The sequence below is a fragment of the Brachymonas sp. KE5 genome (genome assembly GCF_057773645.1).
Genome location: NZ_CM173463.1, coordinates 1,582,863 through 1,595,374, shown reverse-complemented (window position 1 = coordinate 1,595,374; position 12,512 = coordinate 1,582,863). Strand labels below are relative to the sequence as shown.

The 12,512-nt window shown below is 43.5% G+C and carries 15 protein-coding genes; 4 read left to right on the top strand and 11 right to left on the bottom strand.

The genetic code is table 11. The features are described from left to right. Positions 1-71: 71 nt before the first annotated feature. The 6 genes from ACX36O_RS07595 to ACX36O_RS07570 form a co-directional block, all read right to left on the bottom strand. Positions 72-488 (bottom strand): hypothetical protein, encoded by a 417-nt coding sequence (locus ACX36O_RS07595; protein WP_488359612.1) that lies wholly within the window; start codon positions 486-488, stop codon positions 72-74. Further along, entirely contained in the window at positions 485-730 is a 246-nt protein-coding gene (locus ACX36O_RS07590) for a hypothetical protein (protein WP_241170387.1), read from the bottom strand. Before ACX36O_RS07590 ends, ACX36O_RS07595 begins: the two co-directional genes overlap by 4 nt. Before the next feature lie 11 nt (positions 731-741). After that, positions 742-1,044 carry a hypothetical protein gene (locus ACX36O_RS07585; protein ID WP_488359611.1) on the bottom strand — a complete coding sequence of 101 codons (303 nt, stop codon included), beginning with the start codon at positions 1,042-1,044 and terminating at the stop codon, positions 742-744. A 115-nt stretch (positions 1,045-1,159) separates the two neighbouring features. After that, on the bottom strand, positions 1,160-1,471 hold the full coding sequence (locus ACX36O_RS07580; protein ID WP_488359610.1) for a hypothetical protein: 312 nt from the start codon (positions 1,469-1,471) through the stop codon (positions 1,160-1,162). A 376-nt stretch (positions 1,472-1,847) separates the two neighbouring features. Then, positions 1,848-5,510 carry an ATP-dependent DNA helicase gene (locus ACX36O_RS07575; RefSeq protein ID WP_488359609.1) on the bottom strand — a complete coding sequence of 1,221 codons (3,663 nt, stop codon included), beginning with the start codon at positions 5,508-5,510 and terminating at the stop codon, positions 1,848-1,850. A gap of 5 nt (positions 5,511-5,515) precedes the next feature. Next, the gene (locus ACX36O_RS07570; protein WP_488359608.1) at positions 5,516-5,866 is read right to left on the bottom strand and encodes a hypothetical protein; all 351 of its coding nucleotides are present in this window, start codon (positions 5,864-5,866) and stop codon (positions 5,516-5,518) included. 307 nt (positions 5,867-6,173) lie between these two features. Here ACX36O_RS07570 and ACX36O_RS07565 point away from each other — a divergent pair, with 307 nt between their 5' ends. Both ACX36O_RS07565 and ACX36O_RS07560 read left to right on the top strand, forming a co-directional pair. Next, on the top strand, positions 6,174-6,449 hold the full coding sequence (locus tag ACX36O_RS07565; RefSeq protein WP_488359607.1) for a hypothetical protein: 276 nt from the start codon (positions 6,174-6,176) through the stop codon (positions 6,447-6,449). Further along, positions 6,449-7,255, top strand: a complete 807-nt coding sequence (locus ACX36O_RS07560; RefSeq protein ID WP_488359606.1) for a hypothetical protein — start codon at positions 6,449-6,451, stop codon at positions 7,253-7,255. Before ACX36O_RS07565 ends, ACX36O_RS07560 begins: the two co-directional genes overlap by 1 nt. A gap of 44 nt (positions 7,256-7,299) precedes the next feature. Here the strand turns inward: ACX36O_RS07560 and ACX36O_RS07555 are convergent, their stop codons facing one another. Continuing rightward, a complete protein-coding gene (locus tag ACX36O_RS07555; RefSeq protein ID WP_488359605.1) occupies positions 7,300-8,139 on the bottom strand; it encodes an ankyrin repeat domain-containing protein in 840 nt (279 codons plus the stop codon). 97 nt (positions 8,140-8,236) lie between these two features. Continuing rightward, on the bottom strand, positions 8,237-8,965 hold the full coding sequence (locus ACX36O_RS07550) for an ankyrin repeat domain-containing protein (RefSeq protein ID WP_488359604.1): 729 nt from the start codon (positions 8,963-8,965) through the stop codon (positions 8,237-8,239). A 147-nt stretch (positions 8,966-9,112) separates the two neighbouring features. Here ACX36O_RS07550 and ACX36O_RS07545 point away from each other — a divergent pair, with 147 nt between their 5' ends. Both ACX36O_RS07545 and ACX36O_RS07540 read left to right on the top strand, forming a co-directional pair. After that, positions 9,113-9,565 carry a pilin gene (locus tag ACX36O_RS07545; protein ID WP_488359603.1) on the top strand — a complete coding sequence of 151 codons (453 nt, stop codon included), beginning with the start codon at positions 9,113-9,115 and terminating at the stop codon, positions 9,563-9,565. Continuing rightward, positions 9,535-9,804 (top strand): hypothetical protein, encoded by a 270-nt coding sequence (locus tag ACX36O_RS07540; RefSeq protein ID WP_488360245.1) that lies wholly within the window; start codon positions 9,535-9,537, stop codon positions 9,802-9,804. Before ACX36O_RS07545 ends, ACX36O_RS07540 begins: the two co-directional genes overlap by 31 nt. 162 nt (positions 9,805-9,966) lie before the next feature. Here the strand turns inward: ACX36O_RS07540 and ACX36O_RS07535 are convergent, their stop codons facing one another. The 3 genes from ACX36O_RS07535 to ACX36O_RS07525 all read right to left on the bottom strand — a co-directional run bounded on the left by ACX36O_RS07535 (position 9,967) and on the right by ACX36O_RS07525 (position 12,192). Further along, positions 9,967-10,632 carry an ankyrin repeat domain-containing protein gene (locus tag ACX36O_RS07535; protein WP_488359602.1) on the bottom strand — a complete coding sequence of 222 codons (666 nt, stop codon included), beginning with the start codon at positions 10,630-10,632 and terminating at the stop codon, positions 9,967-9,969. A 103-nt stretch (positions 10,633-10,735) separates the two neighbouring features. After that, on the bottom strand, positions 10,736-11,527 hold the full coding sequence (locus ACX36O_RS07530; protein ID WP_488359601.1) for a hypothetical protein: 792 nt from the start codon (positions 11,525-11,527) through the stop codon (positions 10,736-10,738). 50 nt (positions 11,528-11,577) lie between these two features. After that, positions 11,578-12,192, bottom strand: a complete 615-nt coding sequence (locus ACX36O_RS07525; RefSeq protein ID WP_488359600.1) for a hypothetical protein — start codon at positions 12,190-12,192, stop codon at positions 11,578-11,580. Positions 12,193-12,512 lie beyond the last annotated feature (320 nt).

The window sequence follows — 12,512 nt, the reverse complement described above, 5'->3', positions numbered from 1 at the left end:
AAATCAAGAGCAATGGCATGAATTCGATATCATTCGATATCAATGAACAAAGAAAAAGCCCTTTGCAGGGCTTAAATCTTTTTGGCTAGTTCCTTGATTGTGTAGCGTTCAGGAAATTTGCAATCGTAGTCGTAGTAAAGCGATTTGCTTTTCATGTAGAAAAGTATGTCGTGATTGACCCATGCCTTAAAGCTCTCATAAAGCTGTGCGCTGTAGCTGCCAAAAACGAACTCTCCTAAAAGGTCGCCGTCATCACTGACTTTGATGTGATAGAGCGGGGCAATCCTGTCTAAGAGCTCGTTGTCCTCGCGGTCTAAGTTTTCCTCGTTGGTCTTGACCTGGTTGACCTCAACTTGCATGTTCAACTGCTCGGCCACGTCTTTGAGATAGCCGGTGTATTTCAGGATTTGAGTCTCTGCCATGAGGATTTCTTGGCTCTCGTCAAAGGCAAAAGCAAAGTCTATGTCTAAAGGGTGTTGTATGTTCATATCAAGCCCCTGTTGTTTAAGACTATCAATGCCATGCCAAACATAGCTCCAAAGAAAACAAGGGCAGGCAAATACTTTTCCTTAAAGCTGTTGGCCTTGTGGATTGCCTCCATTTCCTCTGCAAGCTCTTTTCTGATGACATTCATTGAGACTATGTGCAACTCGTCTATGTCGCCGTCAATGCTTTGGTGCTGAACTGTTGAAACACCATCCTTGATTATTGTTATTTTGTATGTGTTCATGGTGGTGCCTCTTAGTAGTTAAGCTCATAGATTCCGTTGTCAATTTCCTTGGCATCGGTGCAGTGGGCAGCAATGTAGTTCTTAATGACTTGGTTCATTTCTGCATGGCTTGTTGTTGAATGAATAGTCTCATCGTTTGCAAAGCCTAATCTTTTCCAAAATGCAGGCATTTCCTTATCGCCTTTTTTGAAAAATTTGTATTCGGGTAGCTGTTGCTCGTAGTTGATGACTTTCAAGCCTAATCCGTAGAACTCTAATAATTCAATTAAAGATAGTCTCTTTGTTGTTGGTGTGAAAAAGTTTGCGTTTGTCATTGTTGTTCTCCTGTGTATATATTAGTTATACAAAATTGAAAAATAAAATCAAGAGCAATGACAATCTCGATATCCTTATTTGAAAAAAAGAAAAGCCCCAATCAAGGGGCTTTGTTTATTCTCTAGGCTGTTTATATAGTCCGTCGCAGTCGGGAATGTTTGGCAATCCTCTGCCCCATGTTTCTTTGTATCTGTCATGGCAGTAGTTGACTAGCTCCAATGTCGTGAATGTCTCCTGCTCTTGGCTGTCGTCGTCTCTTTCCATCTCCACCTCTACAACTTGCCAATCCATGAATGGGCAACGTCTGCATGCGCAGTTCTTTTTTGGAAAAATGATTTTTCCATTGTTCTCAGGTGTTTCCCAATTGAGTAAGACTTTGCTCTCATAGACTTTGGGGGTGGATGGCTTTTGTTCTTGTTCTGACATTTCTATTCTCCTTTGTTGTTTTTAAGTTATACAAAAAAGAAAAAGAAAATCAAGAGGATGAATAAAGCAACTTTCCGACCTTTCCGACCATCTTTCCGACCTTTGGAGCAACGTCGGAAAGTTTGAAAGCCTTTATTTATAAGGGTTGGCGGGTAGAAATCCGACCTTTCCGACCTTTATCTATTTCAAAACTACTATGAAAATAAAAAATGAAATGTAAAAGGTTTGAGGGCAAGGATGGTTGGAAAGGTTGGAAAAACTTTGGTAAAGCATTGATTGATATGGCTTTATGAGAAATCCACCCATCCTCTTAAGGTCGGAAAAAAGGGCGGAAAGGTCGGATTTCAGGCAAAGAAAAAGCCCCTTTCGGGGCCTTTTAGATTGACATGCCTTTGCCTTTTGTTTTTTTCAAAGCTCCTAAAGCTTTGCCTAACTGTGTAGGTTGTGGCTGAGGTTGAGTAGGGCGTTGCTGTTGAACTGCTTGAGCCTTGGCCTGTTGTTGGGCTTGTGCTGCTGCCGCTGCCTGTCTCTGCACAATGATCGCAACTGGTGGCTTGCGGGGTGCGAACACTGCATTTGAGATTTTCCCAAAGCTCTTTAGCTTGCCTCGTAGTGCAGCCATGAGGTTCGGTCTGCCTGGTGTAGAGGTAGTAGGGATAGGTGCCTGTATCGCTGCTGTAGCTGCCTTTGTGGCCTGGATAGAGGCGTCCAGTGCTGCAACCTGTGCGGGTGTCACTGCCGGCGCTTGTGGGGCCTGCTGCTGTGCCTTGGCCTGTGCCTCAAGTCCTAGAGCTATGTCGTAGAGGTTGACCTTGCTGTTCTCCCTCTTGAAAGCCTCGAGCACCTTGGCCTTTTCAGATTTCACAACTGCGGTCAATGTCACAAAGCGGGCGCGAGTCTGCAAGACGTTCCAAAGCTCTTGGTCTGCTACGGGACTTGCTGACAAGTTTCCATAGGCGTTGTTGATTGTTAAGCCTTGGGACTTGTGGATAGAGATTGCATAGGCCAAAGAGACTTTGTTTTTGTCAGTCATCTTTTTGATTTTGGAACCTTTGCCCTCGCCAAACTCTACCTCAAAGGAACCGTCAGGATTGATTTTGCTGATTACCCCAAAGTCTCCGTTTTTGTATTCCTTGCTGTTCTTGTTGACCATGACTCTATCGCCCACAAAGAATGTCTCGTCGTGGTTGGAAAAGCTAGAGCCTCCTAGCTCTCCTGCTGCAAGTCTCTTTTCTTGAATGATTTCATTGCTTGCCTTGATTTCCTCATTGGTGCAGCAAAACATTGCTTTATCCATGAGCTTGTTGCTGTCATTGATATACAAGTCAGCCATAGCCTCATTTTTCTCTGAGGTAGTGTCAAACTCTAAAAGACGTTTGCTGTCCTCAATCATTTTCCAAGATTGCTCCACATGAGAGCCTGCCTTTTTGACTGCTGCCATGTCCTCGGCTGCAACATTAGACAAAGAGGTTGTCTGAGCAATGGCTAAAGAAATCTCGTCTTTCTGACGAATGATTTTTCTCAAGTAGCGAACTGAGCTTTGATTCTTTTTGATAATGTTTGCATAGGTATTGCCTGATTGAACGGATTGGATTTGGTTAGTGTCTCCAATCAAGACAACCTTGACATCAACGCCGTCTGCAACTGCTTTATTTATGTGCTTGAAAAACTTGGCATAGTTCTTTGTGCCAATCATTCCCGCCTCGTCAATGAAAATGACTGAGTTGTTTTTGATTGAGGCTTTACCTGCATCCATGTCCATGAGCCACTTATCAATAGTGCCTGTGTGGTTCGCGGTGGTGTCCACTCCTGCTGAGGCTGCTACCTTTCCTGTAGGGGCCAAGACAAGGCAATTTGCTCCTGCTTGCTGCTGCAAGATTTCAATGGCCGTGCCCATGACCGTTGATTTGCCTGTTCCTGGGAACCCCTCACAAAGCACAAGGCGAGATCCGTTTTTCTCTACAACGGCTTTCATGAGCTCCACTTGCAAGCCGTTAAAACGTCTGCCTTTGGGCTGTGCTTTGATAGCGTCAGCTACATGCTGTCTCCACTCCTGCACGCCTGCATAGGTCATGTTCTCTACAAGCTTGGTAGAGGTTTTAACATTCATGTATTCCATGCGAGCTAGTTTTTTTGTAGTGTGCTGCATTGGATATTCAGCCTCTTTTTTCTGTGCAGACTGCTTTGAGAAAGTTTTCTTTCTCTTTGGTGTGGCATCCTCTTTTGGTTTAATTTGCTCAGACACAAGCGAGCCGGTGTCAGCCCATTCCTTAAGCTTTTGCTCTGCAATCTCGTCAGCCTTTGAACCCATTGCATAGTGTTTTGAAAGCTCAATAATCAAGTCATACTTTGTGAAAAATGGATTTGTGTCGGTAAGCTTGTCTAAGATTGCCTCATCGTCTTTTGCCATGTAGACGGCTCCGCGCTTTTTCTCATCCTTAATGGTGGAACCTAGCTGAACTGCCTCTTTGTGCAATTCAACGTCTTTAAGCTCTTTGCCAATCGCTTTCTTTTTCTGCTTGATAGTCATCCATACTGCATCACGATTTTTAGGGCTTTCAATCGTTCTCAAAGCACTTTCCTCGGCTCTGTTGATTGCTTTGATTTGACCGTCCAAATCTGCAAGAGCCTCCATCTCGGATTTGTAGTTTTTCAAGTCAGTGGCCTCCCATGACTTTCTAACTCCATTGACCCAATTGCCGTTTGCGTCCTTGACCTTGATTTGTGTTTCACCTGTTTGGGAAAAGCCTGCAAAGTCTCCAACTTTCAAGTCTTTTTCAGCAATGGCGTTCTCGATGTCCTTTGCCCAAATCTTTTTGGTCTTGCCGTTTGCAAGCTCCAACTCCACAAAGTAGCTCATGCTTTGCTTTGGGTCGTTTTGATATGGTGCTGCACCATGAGACACGATGACGCCGTAGTTTGTAGGCAAGTCAATGTCTTTCAACTTGGCCTCAAGGGCGTCAAATTTCTCTTGAACCGCCATGCGTTTCAATTCTGATTTTTCGTAGCAGTCGCGCTTTTGTTGAGAGATTGCTTTGTCAATCAACTCTTTGGATTTGCTGCGTAGTCTGATGGCCTCAAGAATGTCGTCTGTAAATGCCACTCTATGATTTTCAATGTCCTGCATTTGGAACTTGTCATCTGCTTTGATTGATTGACGTTCCTTGTCGTATGCCTCAACTGGATATTTCTCGCCAAACTTTTCTTGCCACTTTGCGACAAACATGTTTTTGAACATGGCATCCATCGCTTGGTGGAAATTCTTTTGTCTCATGGCAGGCATTTCAATAGCCATGACAGTGCCGCCCTCAAGGCGAATGACATTACTGATTTTTAAATGGACATGGTGATGCACATTGCCGCTGCGTGCGTCATTGTGGAAATACAAAGAGGCTCCTGTTTCGCCTTTGACTCCGTGGTATGTCTCAAGGTATTGGTTAAAGCATTCCTTGTAGCTTGCCTCTGTACAATCCATCCAAAGCTTGGCAAGTTCAACTTGGTCAGCCTCGTCCATCAATGCACCAGCATGGGAAAAGGATTGGTCATGACTGAAAACAAGCTCAATGGCTGTTTTCTTTTTGAACCCTGACTTGGTTGTTACCTCATTCGGTTTAAAGTGAATCTTTGCTCCGTATTCATCAATGTAGTAGCCATTCTTGATGTCCTTTTGGTGGACCTCAACGGGATAGCCCTCTGCACCCATGACGGTCTTGTAATTGCGTAGAACCGGCTTGATTTGGCCTGCTGTTCTTTCGTCCTCTCCAAGCTCAATAGCGCATACCTGGTCAATCTTGGCGTCGGTTAAATAGCCCTCTTTGGTCAAGCCCCAACGGTCAAACAATGCACCTGTAATGCGGGTGTATCTCTGTAGGTTTTGAATGGGAACTATGGTGCCGTCCTCAAGAGCTATGACTTGGCCAGGGTCCAAGTCGGCCATGTTGTATTGCTTGTGGACATGAGCGTTCTCCATGACCTCGGCAAGTTGTTTCTTTAAATATTTGCTGTAGTTGTAGCCACCTTGAGCGACTATGTTTTTCATTCTTATCATGCTGTTATCTCCTTTTTAAGTGCCTGAATGAATGCAATGTCTGCACCATAGGCATTCAAAAGCTTGGTCAGCATTTCACTCTGTTGAGCAATCAGGGCGGTTTGCTCGTCTATCTTTCTTGTCTGTGTGTCAGTCAAGTAGCGTTGGTGTTTCAAAGCCTCTGCTAATGAGCTAACGGTTCCCTCAAGAGCCTGCAATCTCTCAAGTTGGTTTTCTTGTTCGGTGGTCTTGTCCTGGTCAATGAGTGATTTCTGATGATAGAAAAGCTCATTGACGCTCATGTTCTTTCTTTTCGCCAAAGTCACTATCTCTGAGTGAACTTTGACTGTTTTATATGAGTCTGTCATTTTGTTATCCTTTTTCTATTTAATAAAGATAACAAAATAAAAAGAAATAGCAAGGGTTCCCTTGCTTTCAATAATAAATACAAGGCTGTAGGCCCACCTTAGACACGAAAGTGTCGATTTGTTCTTGTAATTCCTCTTTCATGCAAAAAAGGGAGAGAAAATAACGAAAACATGCAAAAGCATCTAAAAACATCAAAAGGCATGAATAAGCATGCAAATGAATGAATAAACACTAATAAGCATGTAAAAACATTGACTTTCTTTGTTATTCTGCTTTAATAACATCAATAACAATAAAAGGTGTTTTATGACTGTAGATTTGAAAGGATTAACTGAAACTAAGATTGATGAGCTTGCAAAGCAGTCTCTTGCAATCACAAAAAACGAAACTGATTTGATGGAAATCGTTAGGGTTCATTACAAGCTTTGGGAAAAAAGACTGTTTCCTTTATGTAAGCTTGTAGGTGTTTCTCATATCGATGTAGTTCATGAAATCTTAGAGAAAGGTGGTGTTGTGGTTCGTTCAAAACCAAAACTAATCACTTATCTCAATCGTGCTAAGAATGAATTCGGGGGCAAGTAATGGATTCGCTTGTGCCTCAATTCAGTTCTATTTCATTTGAGCAAATCACTGAGGCATTTGCAAAGCAGGTTGTATCTACTGCAAAGGTAAATATCACTGCTGTGATTAGACAAAACTTGCCAATGTGGGAATCAAAGCTGTTTCCTGTCATTGGTGCCTACGACATATCAAAATACGATGTCATTGCAGACATCTTGATTGAGGCAGGCTGTAGGTCTGCTGCCATGTCTGAGGCTGAGAGAACCATGTTTGTGAGGTCTGTAGCCAATGCTGTGAGAGCCGTTAAGGTGCAGCAAGGGGGCATGACAGCAACTGAGAAACGCGCTGCTCAAAGGTCTGCCTTGGCCTCCAAAGCCTCTCCTGTTCCGTCTCTCGGCATAACTAGTCCAGTAGTCATGACTAAAGGGGTAGTCCCTCCGTCCGCTGCTGTGGGCGTAAAGGGTCAGGGCGGGTCTAGCGGCTCTGTGGTGGTGTCTGAGCCTATGGCGGTGCAAAGAGTGGCTGTAGCCGTCCCTCCTGCCTCTGGTGTGGTCTATGACCTGGATGAGTTCCCGTTCAAGGAACACTCCACCAGGCTGAACACTGATGTCAATGCGTTCTATGCGGGTCAGGGTGGTGAATGGACTCCCGCTGACGATGAACTCATGGCCGTGTTCACTCAGATAAGTCTTAGTAGATTCGCCCCCATGCAAAGACTAGCTCAAAGTTTCAGTTCCAATGAGACTATCAAGCAAGGTTGTTTTAACGCATTCAAAATCAAGTGTAAGAACTTGGGTGTAGATTTATCAAAGCATGGATTCCAATAAGGGCTATGCCCAAAGAAAAAGCCCCTTGATTGGGGCTTTAATCATTAAATCTTGTGTTTGAAAGACTGTGTTTTGTCTTTGTTGGTTGTTTGGATTGCTCTTGTTTGCTTTTGATTGAGTTTTTCAAACAAGTCTCTTTTCTCAATAAGTTGTTGAGCATAGCGGTATCTTTCTGATTCGTGGCCTAATATAGAGGGGTCAGAAAGGTCTTTGAGCCATTCCATTGATTTATCACTTATTGCCATTTTTTTGTCAACAATAAGGTAATTTACAATTTCTTTATTGTCGGTTTTAACTGCCTGATAAAAGGCATTGTCGTTGTTGATGGTTGGGCTGACTCCATAATCTAATAGTGTCTTTGCTATATGGTTGTCGTTTCCGATAATTGACTCAGAGAGAGCTTTCTGTAGCCCCTTTTCAGGGTCTGATTCATGGTATGCCTCCACAACCATTTTCAAGCTTTCTTTTGAGTGCATAGCTGCATAACTGACATTGGATGCAAAGTCTGTAAAAGTATCGGCTCCCAATGAAATCATTTTTTTGACAATCTCAAAGTCTTGGTTCTGACATGCAATTCCAATCGCTGCATTGCGTTCGGCTGTGACATCTGCCCCGTTGTCTATCAGATAGTTGGCAATGCTTGTATGTCCGTAATTGATTGCTGTGTAGAGCGGTGTGTCTCCACCTCTTACTGAATTCACATTAGCATTGTTTTCAATGAGAAAATGAACCATGTCCTCATGTCCGTCCTCAACCATCTGATGCAATGCAAGATTGTTGTAGCATTCAACGTCAGCCCCTTGCTCTAATAGTCTTTGACAATATTCTTTGTCAAGATTTACCACTGCATCAAAAAAAGCCTCATTCAGTTTTTCTTGTTCCATAATATCTCCTTGTAGTTATTGTTTTAATATACAAAAAATGAAAGATTAATCAAGGGCTATGCCCAAAGAAAAAGCCCCTTGATTGGGGCTTTGTATATTAAATCTTGTGTTTGAAAGACTGTGATTTCTCTTTGGTTTTTGTTTGGATTCCTGTAGGTGGCTTTTGATTGAGTCTTTCAAACAAGTCTCTTTTCTCAGTAAGTTGCTTTGCAAGGATGACTCCAACATGGTCAGGGTTTTCATTCTTTAACCATTCTCTTGTCTCAGGTCTTATAGGCATCTTGTGTTCAATTATGAGATGGCTGATTATTTCGTCATGCCCCCATGTGATCGCTTGGTAGAGTGCATTGTCATTGTTGGCTGTTGGGTCTGTACCGTTCTCTATGAGTATTTTTGTAGCCTCAAGACGATTCTTGCATATGGCTCCAATCAAAGATGTTTGGTCGTTGGCATCAACTCCATGATTGATTAGGACTTGGATGTTTTCGGCTCGTCCTGCTCTTGCTGCTGCATAAATTGGATAGTCGCCGTCATCTTGCTTTTCATTCAAGTCAAAGCCCTTTCTAGCAAGATAGTCAAGACATTCAGGTTTTCCGTCCTCGGCACAATGGCTGACGACATAGGCAGGATTGCTTACTTTGACATCTCGTTCAAAACACCAAGCTAAGATTTCTGTTGTGGTTTGGGTGGCTTTCCTTAAATGTCTGTCGTAGTCGTCGCTGATGTCTATGGTAATTGTCTTGATTGTTTCAAAGTCGCAATGACGCATTGCATATACAAGCTTGTTCGTTTCAAGCACATGATAATTTGGTTGTTCCTCTTTCATGAATTTTCCTTTGTAGTTGTAGTTTAAATATACGAAAAACAAGAAAGAAATCAAGAGCATTTCTTTCGTCGATATCGCTTGTCTGTTGATTTCTCTTTTTGTTTTAGTATGATAAGAATATAAACATAACGAAAGGGAGATAAAAAAATGAAAGGATACAAACAAAAGGGTTTCACTCTAATAGAGCTAATGATTACTGTAGCAATCGTGGGCATCCTTGCAGCATTCGCTTTGCCTGCCTATCAAGACTACATTCTTAAATCACAAGTGGCTGAGGCTTATCTTTTGATGGAAAAAGTAAAGGTTGATATTTCAGAGCAATACGCCAATGACGGCAACTTGTCTGAAATCATGGCAAACGGTGGTGCAGGGCTAAGAAATAACACTTTCCCAATAGAGGGCAAGTATTCAAAAGTTTGGGCAATTCAAGACGGTCAAATCATGGCAATCATGAACGGTCCTGACGCAAGCAAGAAATTTAACTATGACTGGGTTGTCTTAAAACCTGTTGAGAGTGGTAGTGGAACCTTGATTTGGACTTGCCCTGCTTACGGTGGATTTCCTAAAAAATGGTTGCCAAGTTCTTGCATGAACGATTGATAGGAGAAAAGACAATGAAAGCTCTTTTATCATTCCTATTGATGGCAAGTGTCTCTGTATGCTCTGCTGCTGAAATCAAGAAAACAATCCAAGTGTCTGCAACCATTGCGCCATATTGCGTGATTGCATTCAAAGACGGCAACATGAGATATGTGTGTCGTGGCTATGAGGGTCAAGAAAAAACTGTCTCTCCACACACAATCAAAACTGAGAACAATGTCACTACGATTACTTACTAAGAATGGCTATGCCAAAAGAAAAGCCCCTTGATTGGGGCTTTTTCATTTCTGCCTTAGCTCATGGCCGTAGGTGGCTTTTGGGACCGGCTCGCCCGTGTCTCCTTACCGCGCCAATAGGGCAGTTTCATTCCACCCAAAGAAAAAAGCCCCGTAGGGCTTAGTTCAAATCTTGTGTGGCTTGTCCCTTGGCTTTGGTGCCATGACTCGGTTGAGTGTCTTGTTGAGTTCTCGGTTGGCTATGCCATGCAAGAACCACTCAAATTCACTCCCCATGAGGCTTGTGTGTGTCTCGTTGGTGGGTAGGTAGTCGGTGTTGTATGTCAGGTGGTTGATGACCTGGTGCATGCCAAGGTGTAGGGCAGTGAGAACCTGTGCCTCTGTGAGCTCGTGGCAGTGCTGCAAGAGGTAGAGAACCACTGAACCGGCCTTGTGAGTCAAGGCATGGTCTATCTGCTCCTGTGTGGCCTGTATGACGGCTCCAAGCTCTGTGAGAGTGTGCAGGTAGTCCGTGCGGTTTCGCTTAATCGCTAGATCGATCGCTGCCTCATGCCTGTTGGCTCCATGCTCCACCATGTAGAGGGCAATGTCTGTGTGGCGGTGTTCTAGAGCTACTGCAAGAGGTTTGCCCCATAGGCCACCTTGAGGCTGATTGACGTTGGCGCCGAGTTGGACCAGGGCATGCACCATCCTCAAGTCGTCTGCCGCTATGGCGTCTATGAGAGCTTGGCCGTCCTGTTGGTTGACGTCTGCTCCATGTTTCACGGCATCTATTGCTGCGTCTATGTCCCCTATGGTTGCCGCTGTGCTTAAGTAAATTGCATAGTCCATCTTTCATTCCTCGTTGTTCTAATAGTTATACAAAAATGAAAAACAAAATCAAGAGCATAGATAAAGAAAAAGCCCTTTGTCGGGGCTTTCTTGTTTGTGGTGCTTATAAAAGCTTGGCTATGTTCTTGCCGTCATTCAAAAGACTCATTAAAAGAGTTCTTGTAGATGGCTCTAATTTCTCTGTCAATGCTTGTTGTATGGTTTTGCCTTTCAAAGCATTCATTGCAGGCTGAGTCAATTGAGTTCTCAAGTTCACTACCTGAACATTGAATCTTGGGTCGTTCTGCATAGCCTTTATGCTAATACTCTTTTGAAACGCTGCCAAAGCTTGTGCAGGCATAGACTTAGAGCTTGCATTCATCAAGCCGTTGTTCATGCAAATGATTATGTTGATTACAAAGCCGTCCTCATAGCCGCCAAAGTCTAAGCCGTCAAGGTTTTGGAAAATTTTGTCTATGCCCTCTACTGCTTTCTCATCGTCTGTCCAAGGGAATAAGAAATAAGGTGCAGCGTTGTTGTAGGCTAAGGTATCAAAGAAAAGCTGTGTGCCGTCTACTCCGAATGCTCCAAAGACTGCTGTGATTGAACGTGCAGGGGTGTCCACTAAAACATGGTCGTATTCAGCCGCTACGGTGTCAGCAATCTTTTGTGGGTCTGTGTTTATGTCAATCTTTACGCAACCTGTTTCAGAGTCTTGAACGTCCTTTGATTCGCCGTTCTTGTTCTTTGCTGAGAAAGTGTCAAAGAAAGTGTGATGGTCTTTGTCAGCCTCAAATTTTGAAAATGGCTTTCCTGCTGCCTCAAGTCCTGCACCTGTAGCAATCAAGGTTGTAGATTTACCGCCGTCTCCAATGTCGGCTAAAGGCATAACGATTTTTTTATTGTATGTTGTCATAGGTTTATCTCCATAGTTGTGTTTTAGTTATACAAAATTGAAAAAGAAAATCAAGGGCTTGGCATTATTCTTTTGAATAAAATCTTTTCTTTCTGTCCAATTTCTAAGATTGCATCGTCATCAGTGAGGCTTATCTTTGCTTTGAGTTCGTATGTTTCCTCTGTTGGGAACTCGCTTGCCAAACAATCATGGCCGTCAAATGCAAGATAAAAAGTGTTGTCGGTTGCCAAGTTCAAATCAATGACAATGCTGTTGTGAATGTCATTGTTGAATAGCATGATTTTGTTGTGCGTCTTTTCTGTGGTGACTAAGTGCAGTAAAAGCCAATGTTCGCTTTCATAATGTTTTTTCATTGTTGTTCTCCGTTGTTGTTTTATACTTATACAAAATATGAAAATAAAATCAAGAGCAAAGCAAAAGAAAAAGCCCCTTGTTGGGGCTTTCTTTTTATCTGCATTCGTATGTCGCAACCTTTGTTGTTCTGTCGTCGGGATATGCGCATCTGTAGCCTTGTGGGGTGCAGGTTGCACCTGGTCTAAGTGTGTAGAGATTGCATTGAGGGTATGGGCTTGGATTGCCGCTGCCGTATTGCCATCCAAGGGATACCCAAACGCCGCTTGAGCTCTGGCAGGTGTTGGAGGTGGTCTGCCAGGCTGAATACTCAAGGCCGCTGTCTCCCGTGGTCACTGTGCGCTGCTGGTTGATAAGTCCTGTTTGGCCTGCTGGACACTGCAAAGTTTGGTATTGGGTCGCGGTGCAGTCGTTGTCCAAGTCTTTCTCAGGCATGACTTGAGTGCCGACTACTTGACCGTTTCTGTAGTAGGTCAGTGTGATGACTTGGCTCTTTGGATAGTAAGGACTGCCTTGGTAGTTCAAGCCTGCTGGACATGAGGCCATGATATTTCTAACGCTCTGAGTAGAGGTTATGGGTGCCATCTGTGAGGTGTTGTTTGCATAGACTGTCTGAGCCTTGACCTGTTGGCTT

Excerpts from the sequence above, each read along its gene's own strand:
- ACX36O_RS07595 (WP_488359612.1), bottom strand. The coding sequence starts at position 488 with ATGAACATACAACACCCTTTAGACATAGACTTTGCTTTTGCCTTTGAC.
- ACX36O_RS07590 (WP_241170387.1), bottom strand. The coding sequence starts at position 730 with ATGAACACATACAAAATAACAATAATCAAGGATGGTGTTTCAACAGTT.
- ACX36O_RS07585 (WP_488359611.1), bottom strand. The coding sequence starts at position 1,044 with ATGACAAACGCAAACTTTTTCACACCAACAACAAAGAGACTATCTTTA.
- ACX36O_RS07580 (WP_488359610.1), bottom strand. The coding sequence starts at position 1,471 with ATGTCAGAACAAGAACAAAAGCCATCCACCCCCAAAGTCTATGAGAGC.
- ACX36O_RS07575 (WP_488359609.1), bottom strand. The coding sequence starts at position 5,510 with ATGAAAAACATAGTCGCTCAAGGTGGCTACAACTACAGCAAATATTTA.
- ACX36O_RS07570 (WP_488359608.1), bottom strand. The coding sequence starts at position 5,866 with ATGACAGACTCATATAAAACAGTCAAAGTTCACTCAGAGATAGTGACT.
- ACX36O_RS07565 (WP_488359607.1), top strand. The coding sequence starts at position 6,174 with ATGACTGTAGATTTGAAAGGATTAACTGAAACTAAGATTGATGAGCTT.
- ACX36O_RS07560 (WP_488359606.1), top strand. The coding sequence starts at position 6,449 with ATGGATTCGCTTGTGCCTCAATTCAGTTCTATTTCATTTGAGCAAATC.
- ACX36O_RS07555 (WP_488359605.1), bottom strand. The coding sequence starts at position 8,139 with ATGGAACAAGAAAAACTGAATGAGGCTTTTTTTGATGCAGTGGTAAAT.
- ACX36O_RS07550 (WP_488359604.1), bottom strand. The coding sequence starts at position 8,965 with ATGAAAGAGGAACAACCAAATTATCATGTGCTTGAAACGAACAAGCTT.
- ACX36O_RS07545 (WP_488359603.1), top strand. The coding sequence starts at position 9,113 with ATGAAAGGATACAAACAAAAGGGTTTCACTCTAATAGAGCTAATGATT.
- ACX36O_RS07540 (WP_488360245.1), top strand. The coding sequence starts at position 9,535 with ATGGTTGCCAAGTTCTTGCATGAACGATTGATAGGAGAAAAGACAATG.
- ACX36O_RS07535 (WP_488359602.1), bottom strand. The coding sequence starts at position 10,632 with ATGGACTATGCAATTTACTTAAGCACAGCGGCAACCATAGGGGACATA.
- ACX36O_RS07530 (WP_488359601.1), bottom strand. The coding sequence starts at position 11,527 with ATGACAACATACAATAAAAAAATCGTTATGCCTTTAGCCGACATTGGA.